Consider the following 15,140-nt stretch of genomic DNA (forward strand, 5'->3'; position numbering starts at 1 on the left):
ACGCCCACGCCAGCACCAGCGTGATCAGCTTGACGAGGATGTTGGACAGGAAGCCCTTGAACACCTCGAAGCTCAGTTCCGAGGTCAGGCTCTGGTCGAAGAGGTACAGCAGGAACGGAAGGAAGACGAACATCAGTCCGCCGCTCACGCGGTGCAGAATCGACACGCGTCCCGCCAGCGGAAGACGGTATGCCGTCAATATCTGTCCGATACCGATGTTCCGGAATTCCGGCCTCGGTTTTTTCAAAGTGTCAGCCACAAATAGACCCCTTTCGGCATTTCAAAAGAAACGATCACAGGCGCGACGCGTCCTGCTTTCTCCTCTTGACGCTTGTTAGGGGACGTTATCCGGGGAGACTTCCAGGCGGCGGACCGCGCGATAGCGATATTTTGTCGCGGGACTGTTATACTGTCCAATATCTATCGCGTCTTTCTGAAATAGCTTTTACAGATATCGCATGGAACTGCGTCATATCCGCTACTTTCTCGCCGTCGCCGAAGAACGCAATGTCACGCGTGCGGCCGAGCGGCTGGGCATCGGCCAGCCGCCGCTCAGCCAGCAAATCCACGCGCTCGAAGACGAACTGGGCGTGCGCCTGTTCCGCCGCACGGGGCATGGCGTCGTCCTGACGGAGGCGGGCGAGGCATTCGCCGCCGATGCCAAGCGCATCCTGCACGACACGCGCCTCGCCGTCGAAAAGGCGCAGAGCGCCGGTCGCGGCGAAATCGGGCAGTTCAATATCGGCTTCACCGGCTCGGCGGCTTTCAATCCTGTCGTATCGAAGCTGATCCGCGCATACCGGCAGGCCTATCCGAACGTCACACTCACGCTGGCCGAAGGCAACACGGCGCAACTGCTCTCCTACCTCGACAACGGCCGCGTGGATGTCGCCTTCGTGCGTCTCGGCAGCCAGTCGCCCGCCGGCGTGCAGTTCCATCACATCGCAATCGAGCCGATGAAGATCGTGCTGCCCGCCACGCACCGTCTCGCGAAGAAACGCAAGATCCCACTGTCCGCGCTCGCGGAAGATCCCTTCGTGATGCTGCCGCGGGAAGCGAGCCCCACGCTGCACGACGTGATCGTCGGCGCGTGCAGAGAGGCGGGATTCGAGCCGATAGCCGGGCAGCAGGCGCCGCAGTTGTCGTCCGTCGTGAATCTGGTCGCGGCGGAATTCGGTGTGTCGCTGGTGCCGGCTTCCGTGTGCCAGATTCAGGTCGAAGGTGTCGTGTACACCGACGTGCTCGGCAGTCCCATTTCGATTCGTCTCGCGCTGGCGTCGCGCATCGAGTCGACGCCGGCTAAGACCGCGAACTTTCTCGAGAAGGCGTTGGTGTTCGCTTCTCCGATCGAGTAGATCAATATCCGAACGGCTTCACGCCGATCAGCCAGCCGTGAAGAAAGAAAGCGAACGCCACCCAGAGGACGGCACCCGCGACGACGGGCATCACGTCGCGTGACAGCGCCCCATTCGGATAGACCACGCCTTCGGCGCGATCCCTTCGCCGAGCCGCCGCGTAGTCGAATACTGCCCAAACGAGAAAGGCGCCGAACAGCACGACGGCGTTCAACGTGCCGTTTGCCAGCAGATGCGCGAGCGCCCAGAAGCCGACGCCGGCCGTCATCGGATGCTTGATGATCGACTTGAAGTGATTGCCCGGCGCATGCGCCGCGGGAAAGAGAATGAACGCGAACAGCGTCAGGAGCCCCGCGAGATGCGGCGCCCATGCGGGCGGCGCCCAGAGCACGACGGGCTCGCGTCGCGCGATTCCGTAGCCCCAGATGATCAGCACCAGTCCGATCAGCGACACGACCGAATACGCCGCTTTCCAGTTCTTCGCGCCCATTCGCGCGATGGTCGCTTCGCGCCACCCTTCGGCTAAGATGCGGACCGAATGACCGCCCAGGAAAATCAGCAACCCCAGTATCAATATCGACATGAAGGCTCCTCGTGACAGATGTCGCCGGATGGACACGATTGTGCTGCATGATGTCGACTTGTGCCAATACCGCGACGCCATGCGCACTGCACTCACGCGCATGCGGCAATGGCGCGCTTTCTTACGCTACTGCATTACGCCTTAAAACCACACCTTAAAGAAAGCAGCAAGGCAGGTTCGCTTGCGGTTTGCGACGTGCCCGCGCCATCGTAGAACCAACAACTACAAGCGACAGCCCGCGCTGACATAGGCAAAAGCAGGCGGGCGCTTTCGCCATCGACACTTTATGGATTGGCGAATTCCACCCTGTTGCGCCCGCCACGCTTCGCGCGATAGAGCGCGGCATCCGCGAGACCATACGCGGTGTCGAAATCGGTGCCGGGCGGATTCGCGCTGACGCCGAAACTGGCCGTGATGCGTCGATCCACAGGCGATGCGAAAACCTGACGGCCGATCGCTTCGCGCATCTTCTCGGCTTGCCGCAGCGCTTCAGCGGGTTCGTGCGCGGGCAGCAGCACAGTGAACTCTTCTCCACCCACGCGGCCGATAAAGCCCCGCTCGCCCACGATACGCCGCAGACATTCGACGATCCCCATGATGACGGCATCGCCTGCCGGATGACCGAAATCGTCGTTGACCCGCTTGAACTCGTCGATGTCGAGAATGATCATCACGGCGCTGTCGTGGCGCAAGGCCTTCGTCGTCCGCTCGATCACAGCACTTCGGTTGAACACGCCCGTCAGCGCGTCATGCGTCGCACGATGCGCAAGCTGCTGCGCAAGCGCCTGCATTTCGCGTTCGGCCCGATCGCTGCGGCCGATCAACCGGCGCGTCTCGCGCATCAGGCGTTCATAGTGCCCAATGAGTTCCGCCAATGACTGACGATAGTCGTCCGCATCCGCGTCGGCAGCCGCATGGATCGCGCGCGCCTTCTCGAGCGCTTCGTTCTCGTTCTGGAACAGATCGGGCGCGTCGCTGACAGGCGCGTACAACGTGGAGATCGGGGGCACCTTATTGTCCTTGGTGAGAGACAGGGCGGTCAGTGAATTCGATAGCGTGGAAATCGGCTTTCAGTTCTTCGCCGAATTCGGCAATCGTTTCGTCTTCTTCATCGCGATACCAGTTCATCAGCACACGGCTGCCCGACTGCGCAGCCTCGTCCAGCGCGTCGAACACGCTGAACAGCATCTTCGTGCTGGAGCTGTTGAAGTAGGTCAGCACGACGTCGACGGTAATGACGGCGCCCGTCGATTCGCCAAGGTACTGGCGCAACTGTTCGATGATGGGCGCGTAGAACGCGGCCGCGTTCTCGGGATACGACTCGCCCCTGAGCAAAAGCTGATGCTGGTCGAATTTGAAATCGACTTCCGGCGACGTCGCCGTTGCGGCAATGTAGAGATTGTCCATAGCTCGTGCCTTTTATACTCAGATGATGGCCTTGAGGCAAAACAGCGTGGTTCCGGGTTCGTCGGCACGCGGATGAAAAGCGAATTCGAGTGGCGCGCTGGCATCGCGCGCCATCGTCAGGAAACCGAGACCCGCGCCCTTGCTCTCCTCGGGCGTGTCCGCTCGCAACGAGACCTTGTAGGCCTGCTTGATTTCTTCGACCGACATGCTGCGCAGCGGCTCCAGCTTGTTGCGCAGACCTTCTACGTCATCCGTCGCGACAGGATTCACGCACATCATCAGATGCCGTTCGCCTTCGGTGGTGATGCACACTGCGCCTTCGCGAATCGAGCCACCGCCTTCGTTGCCGGGCTGCAACGAGTCGGACGAGTAATGGACGATGTTCTGCGACAGTTCGACGAACGACGAAAACAGTTTGCGGCGAGTCGGTCCGCTCACGCCTGCAATTTCCAGTTGCAACTTGACGACCTCGCCCATCGCCGCGACGATGTTATGGGAGAAATAGCCCTTGTGATAGAAGAGCACGTTACGCCGCTGCGCCAGGTCGAAAAAAGCGCGGTCTTGTTCGAGTAGTTGAGACATGCTTATTGGTCGGTAATGCGGGCACAAAACAGGGTGAGGTCATCGCGGCGTGCTTGCACGCCTTGCCATTCGGCGAGCGCACGCCGCAGCTTTTCGCAGATTGCGGCAGGCGATTCGTCGCGGTTCTCCAGGATCAGATCGAGCGCGCGGCGGCGTCCGAACGAAATACTGCGCGGGCCGCCAATCTGATCGATGAGACCGTCCGTGCAGATGAACAGCAGGCTGCCGCGCGGCACCGCGATCTTGCGCAACTGCCACGTGTAGTCGGCGAGGCTGTCAACGTAACCGACACCCATGCGGTCCGCCGCGATCGTTTCGAACTGGTCCGAGTCCGGCGCGAGTATGTGCAGCGCGATCCTCGCGCCGGCAAAATGCAACTGGTTTTCTCTGGCATCGAACCAGAAGAACGCGGCATCGAGTCCATCGTTCGATTGCGGCACTTCAGCCGCGCTATGCACCTGGCCCAGCAAGGTCTTCACGTTGCGATTGACGGCTGCGAGCAGTGCAGCCGGGTCGCGCGGACCAATCTGTTCGAGCGCTTGCGACAACGATGCCGATGCGAGCAGCGTCATGAAGGCGCCCGGCACGCCATGGCCGGTGCAATCCGCTGTCGCGCCGAACCAGCCATGCGGAAACGCAGCAAAATGATAGAAGTCGCCGCCGACCACATCGCGCGGCTCCCACACGAGCGCCGCTTCGGGCAGACGTTCTGCCAGCGTCTCGCGCGACGCGCGCAGCATCGCTTGCTGGATCACGCTCGCGTATTCGATGCTCTGCATGATCTGGCGATTCTTCTCCGCCTGCATCTCGGCCACCGCGCCCAGTAGTTGCAGACCGCTGCCCAGACCCGCGAAATGGCCGTCGCGCGTCACGATGAAACCATCGACGAGCGCCTTTTCACCGACCTCGACGGTCTTGAAGGTCAGCGCTTCGATGCTCATGCCGGCGTCGACGACGAGCGGCTCCTTGTCCATGAAAGCGATGCAGCTCTTCTTGTCGTATAGCTCGCGATGAAACGGCTTGCTCATCTGGGACAGAAAGATGTCGCGGTTGATCAGGCCGATCGGCCTGCCGCTCTCGATCACCGCGAGGCTTTTCATATCGCTGCGCGCAGAGAAGATTTCCATCACGCGCGAGTTGGGATCCTCTGCATCGACGGCGGGGACCTCCTGACACAGGTCGCCAGCAGAGCGCGGGTCTCCTTGTGCAGACGAACGGCTAAAGCGCGAAAACGCTGGATGCATGGCGAAGCGAGCCAGTCGATGAAGAAACCCTGCACGCTAATATTTCTCTGTGTACTTTACGTGACAGTGAGTACTTTCGATGAATAATTCACAACGAAATTGTTCATCCTTTTCATTCGAATTTTCGGACTGAAAGTTAAAAAGATCCAAGCTCGTCCGCTATTGCTAGAAATCACATCGAAGACAAACGTTTGCCTCACCGAATATGGACGTAACCCTCTAATCGACAAGCCTTTGTGCGATTTCAGACGCGTTGAAACCAACGCAATACATTCGGTTAGAAATGTGCTGAACCGACTGAATCACTAGATTGGCTTCGCTTTAAATACTGCGCAAACGATTGCTTAACTACAAGCTAACGAAGACGCATTATCTGACCCGGAAGAATTACTTTCCTGAATCAACCAGACGAGCCACTCCACTCGTTCGACATGCGCGGTATTCTCGTTGGGAAAGCAACGCCTCCTGCAAGCTCGCGCGACCTCCGTGCCGGCCTGTGCGTCACCTTGCCGCGTTTTGCGTTAAAATGTACGAACTGGTTAGTCCGGTGCAAATCACAGCGCCTCGATCGGTGCGTTTACGCCCTTCGCATTCGTCGCGCCCCGCCCGGCGAACGTCCCAACCGACCCCTGACGGGACGGCTCCGCAGCCCGAGCCATTACGAATGGACGCCATCGTGCGTCGACTTCTCGATCTGGTGCACGCGTTTGCGCAGTCCCTGATGGACTGTTCGCATGTGCCCCTCTTTTGCGTATTCATCAAGACAAGCAATGTCCAAGCAACCTGAAACCAAGCCAATATCGACGGCCGCCCGCGTCGGCCTGATACTTGCCGGCGCAATCGGCCTGCTGCTCGGCCTGTACTTCGCGATCGGCGGTGCGCTGCTCATCGCCCGCGGAGGCACGTGGTACTACCTGCTGATGGGCCTCGCGGTCTGCGCAACGGGCATTCAGCTCGCGCGCCGCAAACCCGCCGCCTGCGTGATCTTCGCGATCGTGATCGTGGCGACCGTGCTGTGGGCCGTCTGGGAAAGTGGCTTCGACTTCTGGCCGCTGCAGGCGCGCATCTTCATGTTCACGATGATCGGCATGTTGCTCGCGCCCGTTTATCCGATGCTGCGCGGCTTCGCAGGTCTGCGCCCCGCGAAGGGCGCCGCGTGGACCGCGGGTCTCGTGCTGCTCGCGTGCAACGCGCTGTTCGTGTACGGCATGTTCGTTCCGCACGGCACGTTCGGCACGGAATCGGCGGCGGCGCTGGGCAAACACGATGCCGGTACGGGCGACTGGTCAGCCTATGGGCACTCGGCCGGCGGCGACCGCTTCGCAGGCGCGACGCAGATCGATCGCGACAACGTGAAGAACCTGCAGGTCGCGTGGACCTACCATACGGGCGACGTGCCTGTCAGCCCGTCGGGCGGCGGCGCGGAAGACCAGGAGACGCCGCTGCAGATCGGCGACACGCTCTACGTGTGCTCGCCGCACAACACGGTGATCGCGCTCGACGCTGCGAACGGCCATGAAAAGTGGCGCCACGAATTCCCGACGAAGACGACAGTCTGGGTGCGCTGCCGCGGTCTCGCGTACTTCGACGCAACGAAGCCGCTTCAGCAGCCCGCAGTCACGGGTTCGACGCCCGTCACGCCCGTCGCGCTGCCGGACGAACACGCTGCATGCCGTCGCCGTATCTACATGAATACGATCGACGCGAAGCTCGTGGCCCTCGACGCGGACACGGGCAAGCTCTGCGCGGACTTCGGCGAGCAGGGCATCATCGACCTCAAGGCGGGGCTCGGCAGCGCGGCAAGCCCGCTGTACGAACTGACATCGCCGCCGACTGTCGCGGGCACGACGGTGGTCGTCGGCGGCCGGGTCGCCGACAACGTGTCGCTCGACATGCCCGGCGGGGTGATTCGCGGCTTCGACGTGATGACGGGTGCAATGAAATGGGCATTCGATCCGGGCAATCCGCAGGACAAGCATGCACCCGCACCCGGCAAGACGTTCGTGCGCTCGACGCCGAACGTGTGGGCGCCGATGTCGTACGACGCCACCTCGAATACGGTGTACATGCCGGTCGGCAGCGCGGCGATCGACTTGTGGGGCGTGAAGCGCACTGAGCTCGACGAGCAGTACGGCGCGTCGATTCTCGCGCTCGACGCGACCACGGGCGCTGAAAAGTGGCACTTCCAGACGGTCCATCACGACCTGTGGGACTACGACGTGCCGATGCAACCGACGCTCGTCGATTTCCCCGTCGACGGCAAGAACATTCCCGCGCTGATCGTCGGCACGAAGATGGGCCAGCTGTTCGTGCTCGACCGGCTGACGGGCAAGCCGCTCACGAAGGTGGTCGAACAACCCGTCAAGTCCGCGACCATTCCCGGCGAGCCGTATGCGAAGACGCAGCCCCTGTCGGTCGGCATGCCGCAGATCGGCGCGAATGTGCTGACGGGCGCGGACATGTGGGGCATGACGCCCATTGACCAGATGATGTGCCGCATCGTCTTCCACGGCATGCGCTATGACGGCCTGTTCACCGCGCCCGATACGGATACGTCGCTGAGCTTTCCCGGCTCGCTCGGCGGGATGAACTGGGGCGGTCTGTCGTACGATCCGAACTCGCAGATGATCTTCGCGAACGACATGCGCCTCGGGCTGTGGGTCCATCTCGTGAAGGAAGAGAAACGCGGCGGCCAGTCGAACGGCAACGAAGCGGTGAATGCAGGCATGGGCGCCGTGCCGCTCGGCGGCACGCCCTATTCGGTGACGAAGGACCGCTTCTTCTCGCCGCTCGGCATTCCGTGTCAGAAGCCGCCGTTCGGCAGCCTCACGGCCATCGATCTGAAGACGCGCAGCGTCGCGTGGCAAGTGCCGCTCGGCACGGTTCGCGATACGCGCCTGTGGGGCGTGCAGATGCACATGCCCACCCCGATCGGCATGCCGACCATCGGCGGCTCGCTGAGCACGGGCGGCGGCCTCGTCTTCTTCGCTGCGACCCAGGACTACTATCTGCGTGCGTTCGACAGCTCGACGGGCAAGGAAGTCTGGAAGGCGCGTCTGCCCGTCGGCAGCCAGGGCACGCCGATGAGCTACGTGATCAACGGCAAGCAGTACATCGTGATCTCGGCGGGCGGCGCACGCCAGTCGCCGGATCGCGGCGATTACGTGATCGCCTACGCGCTGCCGCAGTAACGCTCATCGCACGACGCTGAAGCGCATCCGTCCGGGTGCGTTTCCATCACAGCATCATCTTCTGGCAAGCGGCGCGTTCTCGCGTCGCGAAACGCGCGCCGCTTGCCGCTCTCCCCTTCCCTCATGAAACGTTCTCTACTCGCGTCCATCGCGCTGGCCGCGTTTGCCACGCATGCGCACGCGCAATCGTCCGTCACGCTCTATGGCGCGCTCGATACCAGCATCGAAATCACGAACCCCGGCGCAGGCTACGTCGCGCGCATGGATTCGGGTGCCTATCGCGGCTCGCGTGTGGGCGTGCGCGGTGCGGAAGATATCGGCAACGGCGTGAAGATCCTGTTCGATCTGGAGAATGGATTCAGCTCGGGCAACGGCTCACTGGCCGTCGCCAATACGATCTTCAATCGCCAGGCATGGGTCGGCGCCGGCACGCCGTATGGCACCGTGCGCATCGGCCGTCAGTATTCGCCCATCTACATTCCGTTCAAAGGACAACTCGACGCGTTCGGCGCGGGCACGATCGCGTCCGGGCTCAACAATCTGTCGAAGATCACGCCGTACGCGAGCAACGCGATCACATATCTGTCGCCCGAATTCCACGGCTTCTCGACGACTGTGATGGCGATGCTGCGCGATCCCGCCGACGGCGACGGCAACGGCCTCGCGGGTCATATCGAAACCTTCGCGTGGCACGACGGCCCGTTGCGCGTGTCGTACGCACACCAGCAGACGCATGGCGACGGCGCATTGCGTGCCAATCTCGGCGGCGTGTCGTATGTGTACGGACCGCTCACGGGCTTCGTGTCGTTCTTCAACGGCGATGGCGGCACGCCGCGCTATCACAACGACGGCGTGTCAGTCTCGGCACGCTATGCGGTCAATGCACGCTTTCGCGCGTCGATCGGCTACGCGTATCTGCGGGACCGCTCGGGCGGCGGCGACAATGCGGACCAGTTCAGCGCCGCCTGCGAATACGATCTATCGAAGCGCGTGTTGCTCTATGCGAGCGCAGGCTGGTTGAGAAATCGCGGAGAGGCCGAGTTCACGCTCAAGGGCGTGAACGTCACGGGCCTCGCACCGTCATGGCCGGGCGCGTCGGTGCGAGGCGTGCAGTTCGGGATGATCGACCGCTTCTAGCCGCCGATCACGCCACCTCGTCCCATTGCGGCGCGAACGCGGGGCTCACGAGGCGCTCGTTTTTCGGCAGCGCCGCGATGGTCGCGCGATCTTCATCGTCGAGCCGCACATCGAGCGACGCCAGGTTCGACAGTTGATTCGCCTTGCCAGCCGCCTTCGGCACGGCGGCAACGCCTGGCTGTTCGAGCAGCCAGGCAAGCGCGATCTGCGTCGGCAGCACGCCGTGCTTGCGGGCAATCGCGACGATCCCGGGAATCTCCGACACGCGGTTGCGCGCCAACGGGCTATAGGCCGTCAGCGCCATCTCATGCTGCCGCACGAAATCGAGCAGCTTCTGCTGACCGAGCGTCACGTGATACTCGACCTGAATGGCCGCAAGCGGCGCACCGATCGTTTCGACGGCCTCGCGCAGCAGCGGCAACGGAAAGTTCGCCACGCCGATGGCACGCGCGAGTCCGCGCTCTTTCAGATCGACGAGCACATCGAGCGTTTGACGCAGGTTCATGTCCGGTGTCGGCCAGTGGACCAGGAACAGATCCACGTAATCGCTGCGCAGATCGCGCAGCGACCGCTCGAACGACGCACGCAGCGCCTGCGGTTCGAGTTGGTCCCACCAGACCTTGGTCGTCACGTGGATCTGTTCGCGCGGCACGGACGTCGCGGCGAGTGCGGCGCCGACGGCATCTTCGTTCTGATAGCCGGTGGCCGTGTCGATATGACGATAGCCGACTTCGAGCGCCTGCAAGACGGCGCGCGTGCAGTCCTCGCCGAGCATCGGCCAGGTGCCGAGGCCGAGCTTCGGCATGTCGAGGCCATGTCGATTGACGATGTGTTCCAAGCGTGAGTTCTCCCTCATGGATTTGAATTTATGGTTCTGCCTGCACCACAGCGCACATCACTGCTCAGCGAAACCGAACAGCTGTCGCGGCGTTTCCCACTGAATCTGACGCCTGACTGCCGCGTCCGGCACGATCTGTTCGAACAGTGTCAGCAAGGGTCCATAGTCGAGCCGCTCGGGCGCGCGCAAGAACGGCCAGTCGGAACCCCACACGCAGCGTTGCGGACCGAATGCGCGAAGCAGCGCATGCGCAAAGGGCCATGCGTCCTCATACGGATGCGCGTGCCGCGAATACTTTTGCCAGCCCGACAGCTTGACGCTCGCGCGGCCGCTGTCCGCGAGCCGCAGCAGCGCCTGGAAGCCGGGCTGCAGGATGCCCGCATCGATATCGGGCCGGCCGCCGTGATCGATCACGAGTCGCGCTTCCTGCCGCGCGAGCCACGGTTCCAGCGCGACCATCTGATCGCCGCAGACCTGAATCTGCGCGATCATCCCGAGATCCGCCAGCGACGCAAAGAGCGGGCCCGCGTCGAGCACGAGATCGACGCCCTCCATCGCCGGATTGAAGGCCACGCCTGCCACACCCGCGCGATGCAGCGCTTCGAGTTCGCCCCGGCCGATCGCGTTATCGACGACGGCAATGCCGCGAAAGCGGCCTTCGTAGCGCTCCAGCGCATCGAGCAGGCAACGGTTGTCGGTCCGGTAGCCGCTCGTCGGCCCGACGAGCAATGCATGTCGCACGCCGTATGCGTCCATCACGCGAACGAACTGCGCGGCGGTGCCGATCTCCTGAAGCGCGGGCCGGTACATCGTGTCCGCGCGGTAGGGAAAGCGGACAGGATCGAAGATATGGCAGTGGCAGTCGATCTTGTCTTCGTCGAATACGCTCATCAGATGTTTCCGTGTCCGGATCGCCGCGGCTTGCGGCACGAAGAGTCTAATGGCTCGACGTTTCGCTGTCGTATGCTCCGTTTGCGCTACCCTATAACTTTTTGTTAATACCCGGCAAGGGTCACGGAAGAGCGATGCGTTTCAAGCTGCGGCAGATGGAAGTGTTTCGTGCGGTGATGCTGACGGGCTCGATCAACGCGGCGGCCAAGATGCTGTATGTGTCGCAGCCGGCCGTCAGCAAGCTGGTGGCGCACACCGAGACGACGCTTGGCCTGCGACTCTTCGAACGCGCCAAGGGCCGCCTGATCCCGACGGCGGAAGCGCAGGCGCTGTTTCGCGAAGTCGAGCAGGTCTATCAGTCGGCGTTGCGCGTCGACGAGTTCGCGCGGGCTCTCGCGCTTGGACCAGCGAGTCTGTTGCGCGTCGCGTGCAGCCCGTCGCTTGCACCCGCCGTCGTCGCGCCTGCCATCGTCGAACTGAAACGTCAGTTGCCGGGACTCAGCGTCGACTGGCATACGGCGCTCATGGCCGACATGCCGCTCGAAGTGCTGAGCAAGACCGTCGACGTCGCCGTGACGTCGCTGCCGATCGAGCACGAGCATCTCGAAGCCGTGCCCTTCATGCGCGGCCACATGGTGTGCGCGTTGCCGCCCGATCATCCGCTGGCCCGCCGCGAACGCATCGCGCTAGCGGACCTGAAGCACGAGCCGATGATCCTGTTCCGGCGCGACATTCCGTTTGGCACGATGATCGTTCGCGCGTGCCAGCAGGCCGATGTCGAACTGACCTCCGTGGTGGACGTGACGCGCGCCGATCAGGCGCTCGCGCTCGTGCGCGGCGGCCTCGGGCTTGCGATCGTCGACGAGTTCGCGACACGCAACGTCGATTGCATCGTGCGGCCGCTCGTCGAGAACCTCGAAATGGTATCGACCTTCGTCTATTCGAAGTTCTCGCCGCCTTCGCGCAGCGCGATGGCGTTGATGGAAGCCGTGTGCCGGCGCGCGGAGGAACTGGGCAGACGGATCGGCAGCATGCCGGACCAACCGGTCTGACGGTTCGACGGCATCACGTCTTGCTTTGCGAGCGACGCAGCCACTCGTCGAGCCCGATGCGCCCGATCAACGCTTCGCCCAGCGGCACGAGCGAATGCTCGTCGACGAGACCGCCAAAATAGCGAGCTTCGGGATCCCGCACGACTCTACGCGTATCGCCGACCGCCTTCAGATAGCGGGCGATGATTTCATCGAACGGCGCGCGTTCGGGACCGGCAATATCGACGGTGCCGTTGCGCGGCGCAGCGAGTGCGGCGTCGGCGACGAAGCCGGCAACGTCATCGGCCGCGATCGGCTGGAAGAGGCCCGGCGAGAGCCTCACGGTATCGCCGTCCACGCTCGAATCGGCGATTCCGCCGAGGAATTCGTAGAACTGCGTCGAGCGGACGATCGTGTACGGAATGCCCGACGCCGCGACGAGTTTTTCCTGTGCGACCTTGGCGCGGAAGTAGCCGTTCTCCGGTGTGCGGTCGGTCCCGACGATGGATAGCGCGACATGATGCCGAACGCCCGCATTGGCCTCCGCCGAACGCAGGTTGCGCCCGGAGGCTTCGAAGAATTCCAGCACGGCCTTGTCTTCGAAGGACGGCGAATTGGACAGGTCGATCACCACCTCCGTGCCCGCCAGAGCTTCGTTGAGCCCTTCGCCCGTGATGGTGTTGACGCCGCTTCTGGGCGAGGCGGAAGCCACGTCGTGCCCCGCCTGACGCAAAATGGCGGCCGTCTTCGAGCCGATCAGACCCGTGCCGCCGATGATGACGATCTTCATAACCCAGTCTCCTTCAAGCATGTACTGAAAACTCGTGGGCGCTTCGAGGCGAAAGCGCATTAAGGAAAACACACGATAAAAACATAGACGGTATTCAGCAAAATGAAATGTCGCTCTGGAAGGCAATCATCTTCTTGTCGCATTTGCCCTCTACGCACGGCGGTTCAATTGATGTTCCCGATGCAACACCGTGCTCCCCGTCGCGAGTCTTCTGCACCCTCATGCTTCACCCTACGATTCAGCCTGCGTAGACGCAAAGAGGCTGAAGATGAACAGAATCGATCCGTGGAGTCAGATTGTCGGCAGGTTGCATGACCGTCCGCGATTCGTCGTACAGCCGAACCCGACGGCCGCGATGGCCAATGCCTCGTCGATCCGGCGCATTGAATGGCAAACCACTTGCACGATTCTGGTTACATGGAGCGATTCGACGCTCGGCCGTTTCGAGGATCAGACATGGCGCGCCGGCTTTGCCCGTACGTCCGGGATCTGCGGACTCACAGGCGTGGCCGTTCGGCGCGGCGACCCCGTGTTCCGGCCGCTGCAAAAAGGTGGCGTCATGCCGAGAAACGCACTCGACATGATTCTCGCCAATACGTTAAGGGCGCTGCAGATATGATGTGAAGCGAGCCGCGATTCAGGCCATCGACCTTGATCGCGAACGGCTCGGCAACGGCGATGGACGGCATGATAGACAGCAACAGCGACGAGCAGAGCGCCGCTCGTAAAAGGACGTTGAATCTCATGATGCGTTCCGAGAGAAAATGAATGAGCAGCAGCGCGTGATGGCCCCTTGAGACGATCACGCGCCACCACTGCATGCAACGCAACGTCCTAGCCGAACGATGCTTCCGGATTGCCCGCTGCCAATGCCTCTGCGCGAGTCGGTGCGGGCGGATAGATCCACTTCGTGTTGATCATCTGCTTACGCGCCTTCCCTTCGGCATGCGTCAGCTTCATCTGCCGATCCCAGCCTTCCGAATAGACGGCGCCCCACTCGCCGAGATCGACACACGTTGCGTAGAACGGCTGACGATACGGCAAGGTCGGAAGGCCGATCAGGTCCGCAGCCACGTTGTGCCCGCCGAATTGGCCCATGATCATCGCGTGCTGGCACGACATCAGCGCGTAGTGTCCGTCGTCGTCGGTCAGTGCGCGTGCGACGTCGCCCGCAATGAACACGTGAGGCGCTTCCGGCACGCGCAGATCCGCCGCCACTTCGGCGCGGCCGAGCGGATCGATATGCGACGACACCTGTGCAGCCAACGGGCTCGCGCGCATGCCGCCCGCCCAGATCACCGTGCCTGCTTCGATGCGCTGGCCCGACGCAGTGCGCACGCCTTCCGCATCGACGGACACCACGCCGGAGCCGAGCACGGTCTCGACGCCCAGCGACTCGAACGCCTCGGCGATGAATGGACGCGGATTCGGTCCGAGATCGGGACCAATCTCGGCTTGCGAGCCGATCACGACGACGCGCACATTCGCGTCGTCGCCGAACTTCTCACGCAGGCGCTTCGGCAATTCCGTTGCGACTTCGATGCCCGTAAAGCCGCAGCCGACCACGGCGACCGTATTGCGTGCCGTCGACGCCGGCAGCTTCGCCAACGCGTCGAGATGCGCGTCGAGTTCCACTGCGTCCTCGATGCGATCTACAGAGAATGCATGCTCAAGACCCGGAATCGGCGGGCGGCTCAGCTTGCTGCCGCTCGTCAGCAACAGACGGTCATATGCGAGCGAGTGCGTCTGCCCATTGGCGGCCACGACGCTGACCGTCTTGTCCTGAACGGAAATTGCGTCGACGCTGCCCTCGACATACTTCACACCAATCGCGTCGAACAGCGGCAGCAGCGGTGCAGCCATGTTCTGCGGCTCGGCTTCATACATCCGCGGACGAATCTGCAATTCTGGCTTCGGCGAGATCAGCGTGATTTCGACGTCGCTGCTCCGCACGCCGGCGCCGTCGAGTACGCGAGCCGCGCCTAGCGCGCCCCACACGCCGGCAAAGCCGGCACCCACAATCAAGATCTTCTGCGACATGATATTTGCCTTCAATTCGAGAGTTGCGAAGTCGACGACGGGCGCCCGGCT

At 62.5% G+C, this 15,140-nt stretch carries 15 protein-coding genes; 5 read left to right on the plus strand and 10 right to left on the minus strand.

Annotation, left to right across the window (positions count from 1 at the left end):
* A partial coding sequence (gene sdhC, locus G3N95_RS04370) for a succinate dehydrogenase, cytochrome b556 subunit (RefSeq protein WP_205968776.1) occupies positions 1-259 on the minus strand: 259 nt, incomplete at its 3' end.
* Positions 260-458: 199 nt separating this feature from the next.
* On the opposite strand from sdhC, the gene G3N95_RS04375 reads away from it, so the two are divergent.
* A complete protein-coding gene (locus G3N95_RS04375) occupies positions 459-1,355 on the plus strand; it encodes a LysR family transcriptional regulator (protein WP_205968777.1) in 897 nt (298 codons plus the stop codon).
* 1 nt (position 1,356) lies between these two features.
* Here G3N95_RS04375 and G3N95_RS04380 read toward each other — a convergent pair whose 3' ends face one another.
* The 5 genes from G3N95_RS04380 to G3N95_RS04400 all read right to left on the minus strand — a co-directional run bounded on the left by G3N95_RS04380 (position 1,357) and on the right by G3N95_RS04400 (position 5,171).
* Entirely contained in the window at positions 1,357-1,938 is a 582-nt protein-coding gene (locus G3N95_RS04380) for an NnrU family protein (RefSeq protein ID WP_205968778.1), read from the minus strand.
* 284 nt (positions 1,939-2,222) lie between these two features.
* Positions 2,223-2,948: a GGDEF domain-containing protein gene (locus tag G3N95_RS04385; RefSeq protein ID WP_205968779.1), complete on the minus strand. Its 726-nt coding sequence runs from the start codon at positions 2,946-2,948 to the stop codon at positions 2,223-2,225.
* A 1-nt stretch (position 2,949) separates the two neighbouring features.
* Positions 2,950-3,345, minus strand: coding sequence for a DUF1987 domain-containing protein (locus G3N95_RS04390; RefSeq protein ID WP_205968780.1), 396 nt, complete (start codon positions 3,343-3,345; stop codon positions 2,950-2,952).
* 18 nt (positions 3,346-3,363) lie between these two features.
* A complete protein-coding gene (locus G3N95_RS04395) occupies positions 3,364-3,927 on the minus strand; it encodes a SiaB family protein kinase (RefSeq protein ID WP_205968781.1) in 564 nt (187 codons plus the stop codon).
* Between the two features lie 2 nt (positions 3,928-3,929).
* Positions 3,930-5,171 (minus strand): SpoIIE family protein phosphatase, encoded by a 1,242-nt coding sequence (locus tag G3N95_RS04400; RefSeq protein WP_205968782.1) that lies wholly within the window; start codon positions 5,169-5,171, stop codon positions 3,930-3,932.
* A 770-nt stretch (positions 5,172-5,941) separates the two neighbouring features.
* On the opposite strand from G3N95_RS04400, the gene G3N95_RS04405 reads away from it, so the two are divergent.
* Positions 5,942-8,362 carry a membrane-bound PQQ-dependent dehydrogenase, glucose/quinate/shikimate family gene (locus G3N95_RS04405; protein ID WP_205968783.1) on the plus strand — a complete coding sequence of 807 codons (2,421 nt, stop codon included), beginning with the start codon at positions 5,942-5,944 and terminating at the stop codon, positions 8,360-8,362.
* 123 nt (positions 8,363-8,485) lie between these two features.
* Complete coding sequence (locus tag G3N95_RS04410; RefSeq protein ID WP_205968784.1) at positions 8,486-9,499, plus strand: porin; 1,014 nt, start codon at positions 8,486-8,488, stop codon at positions 9,497-9,499.
* Positions 9,500-9,506: 7 nt separating this feature from the next.
* On the opposite strand, the gene G3N95_RS04415 is transcribed toward G3N95_RS04410, so the two are convergent.
* The gene (locus G3N95_RS04415; RefSeq protein ID WP_205968785.1) at positions 9,507-10,337 is read right to left on the minus strand and encodes an aldo/keto reductase; all 831 of its coding nucleotides are present in this window, start codon (positions 10,335-10,337) and stop codon (positions 9,507-9,509) included.
* 57 nt (positions 10,338-10,394) lie between these two features.
* Positions 10,395-11,228 carry an amidohydrolase family protein gene (locus G3N95_RS04420; protein ID WP_205968786.1) on the minus strand — a complete coding sequence of 278 codons (834 nt, stop codon included), beginning with the start codon at positions 11,226-11,228 and terminating at the stop codon, positions 10,395-10,397.
* Positions 11,229-11,362: 134 nt separating this feature from the next.
* Here G3N95_RS04420 and G3N95_RS04425 point away from each other — a divergent pair, with 134 nt between their 5' ends.
* Positions 11,363-12,280 carry a LysR substrate-binding domain-containing protein gene (locus G3N95_RS04425; protein ID WP_205968787.1) on the plus strand — a complete coding sequence of 306 codons (918 nt, stop codon included), beginning with the start codon at positions 11,363-11,365 and terminating at the stop codon, positions 12,278-12,280.
* A 13-nt stretch (positions 12,281-12,293) separates the two neighbouring features.
* On the opposite strand, the gene G3N95_RS04430 is transcribed toward G3N95_RS04425, so the two are convergent.
* Entirely contained in the window at positions 12,294-13,049 is a 756-nt protein-coding gene (locus tag G3N95_RS04430; protein ID WP_205968788.1) for an SDR family oxidoreductase, read from the minus strand.
* Between the two features lie 268 nt (positions 13,050-13,317).
* Between G3N95_RS04430 and G3N95_RS04435 the strand changes: the two genes are divergently transcribed.
* Positions 13,318-13,668 (plus strand): DUF3331 domain-containing protein, encoded by a 351-nt coding sequence (locus G3N95_RS04435; protein ID WP_205968789.1) that lies wholly within the window; start codon positions 13,318-13,320, stop codon positions 13,666-13,668.
* Between the two features lie 215 nt (positions 13,669-13,883).
* Here the strand turns inward: G3N95_RS04435 and G3N95_RS04440 are convergent, their stop codons facing one another.
* Positions 13,884-15,089, minus strand: a complete 1,206-nt coding sequence (locus G3N95_RS04440) for an FAD-dependent oxidoreductase (RefSeq protein WP_205968790.1) — start codon at positions 15,087-15,089, stop codon at positions 13,884-13,886.
* Positions 15,090-15,140: the final 51 nt, after the last annotated feature.

It is taken from the genome of Paraburkholderia sp. Tr-20389 (assembly GCF_017104565.1).
Taxonomy (GTDB): domain Bacteria; phylum Pseudomonadota; class Gammaproteobacteria; order Burkholderiales; family Burkholderiaceae; genus Paraburkholderia.

Bases quoted from the DNA above. Each gene is read 5' to 3' on its own strand.
- G3N95_RS04375 (WP_205968777.1), top strand. From the start codon at position 459: ATGGAACTGCGTCATATCCGCTACTTTCTCGCCGTCGCCGAAGAACGC.
- G3N95_RS04380 (WP_205968778.1), bottom strand. From the start codon at position 1,938: ATGTCGATATTGATACTGGGGTTGCTGATTTTCCTGGGCGGTCATTCG.
- G3N95_RS04390 (WP_205968780.1), bottom strand. From the start codon at position 3,345: ATGGACAATCTCTACATTGCCGCAACGGCGACGTCGCCGGAAGTCGAT.
- G3N95_RS04395 (WP_205968781.1), bottom strand. From the start codon at position 3,927: ATGTCTCAACTACTCGAACAAGACCGCGCTTTTTTCGACCTGGCGCAG.
- G3N95_RS04400 (WP_205968782.1), bottom strand. From the start codon at position 5,171: ATGCATCCAGCGTTTTCGCGCTTTAGCCGTTCGTCTGCACAAGGAGAC.
- G3N95_RS04405 (WP_205968783.1), top strand. From the start codon at position 5,942: ATGTCCAAGCAACCTGAAACCAAGCCAATATCGACGGCCGCCCGCGTC.
- G3N95_RS04410 (WP_205968784.1), top strand. From the start codon at position 8,486: ATGAAACGTTCTCTACTCGCGTCCATCGCGCTGGCCGCGTTTGCCACG.
- G3N95_RS04420 (WP_205968786.1), bottom strand. From the start codon at position 11,228: ATGAGCGTATTCGACGAAGACAAGATCGACTGCCACTGCCATATCTTC.
- G3N95_RS04425 (WP_205968787.1), top strand. From the start codon at position 11,363: ATGCGTTTCAAGCTGCGGCAGATGGAAGTGTTTCGTGCGGTGATGCTG.
- G3N95_RS04430 (WP_205968788.1), bottom strand. From the start codon at position 13,049: ATGAAGATCGTCATCATCGGCGGCACGGGTCTGATCGGCTCGAAGACG.
- G3N95_RS04435 (WP_205968789.1), top strand. From the start codon at position 13,318: ATGAACAGAATCGATCCGTGGAGTCAGATTGTCGGCAGGTTGCATGAC.
- G3N95_RS04440 (WP_205968790.1), bottom strand. From the start codon at position 15,089: ATGTCGCAGAAGATCTTGATTGTGGGTGCCGGCTTTGCCGGCGTGTGG.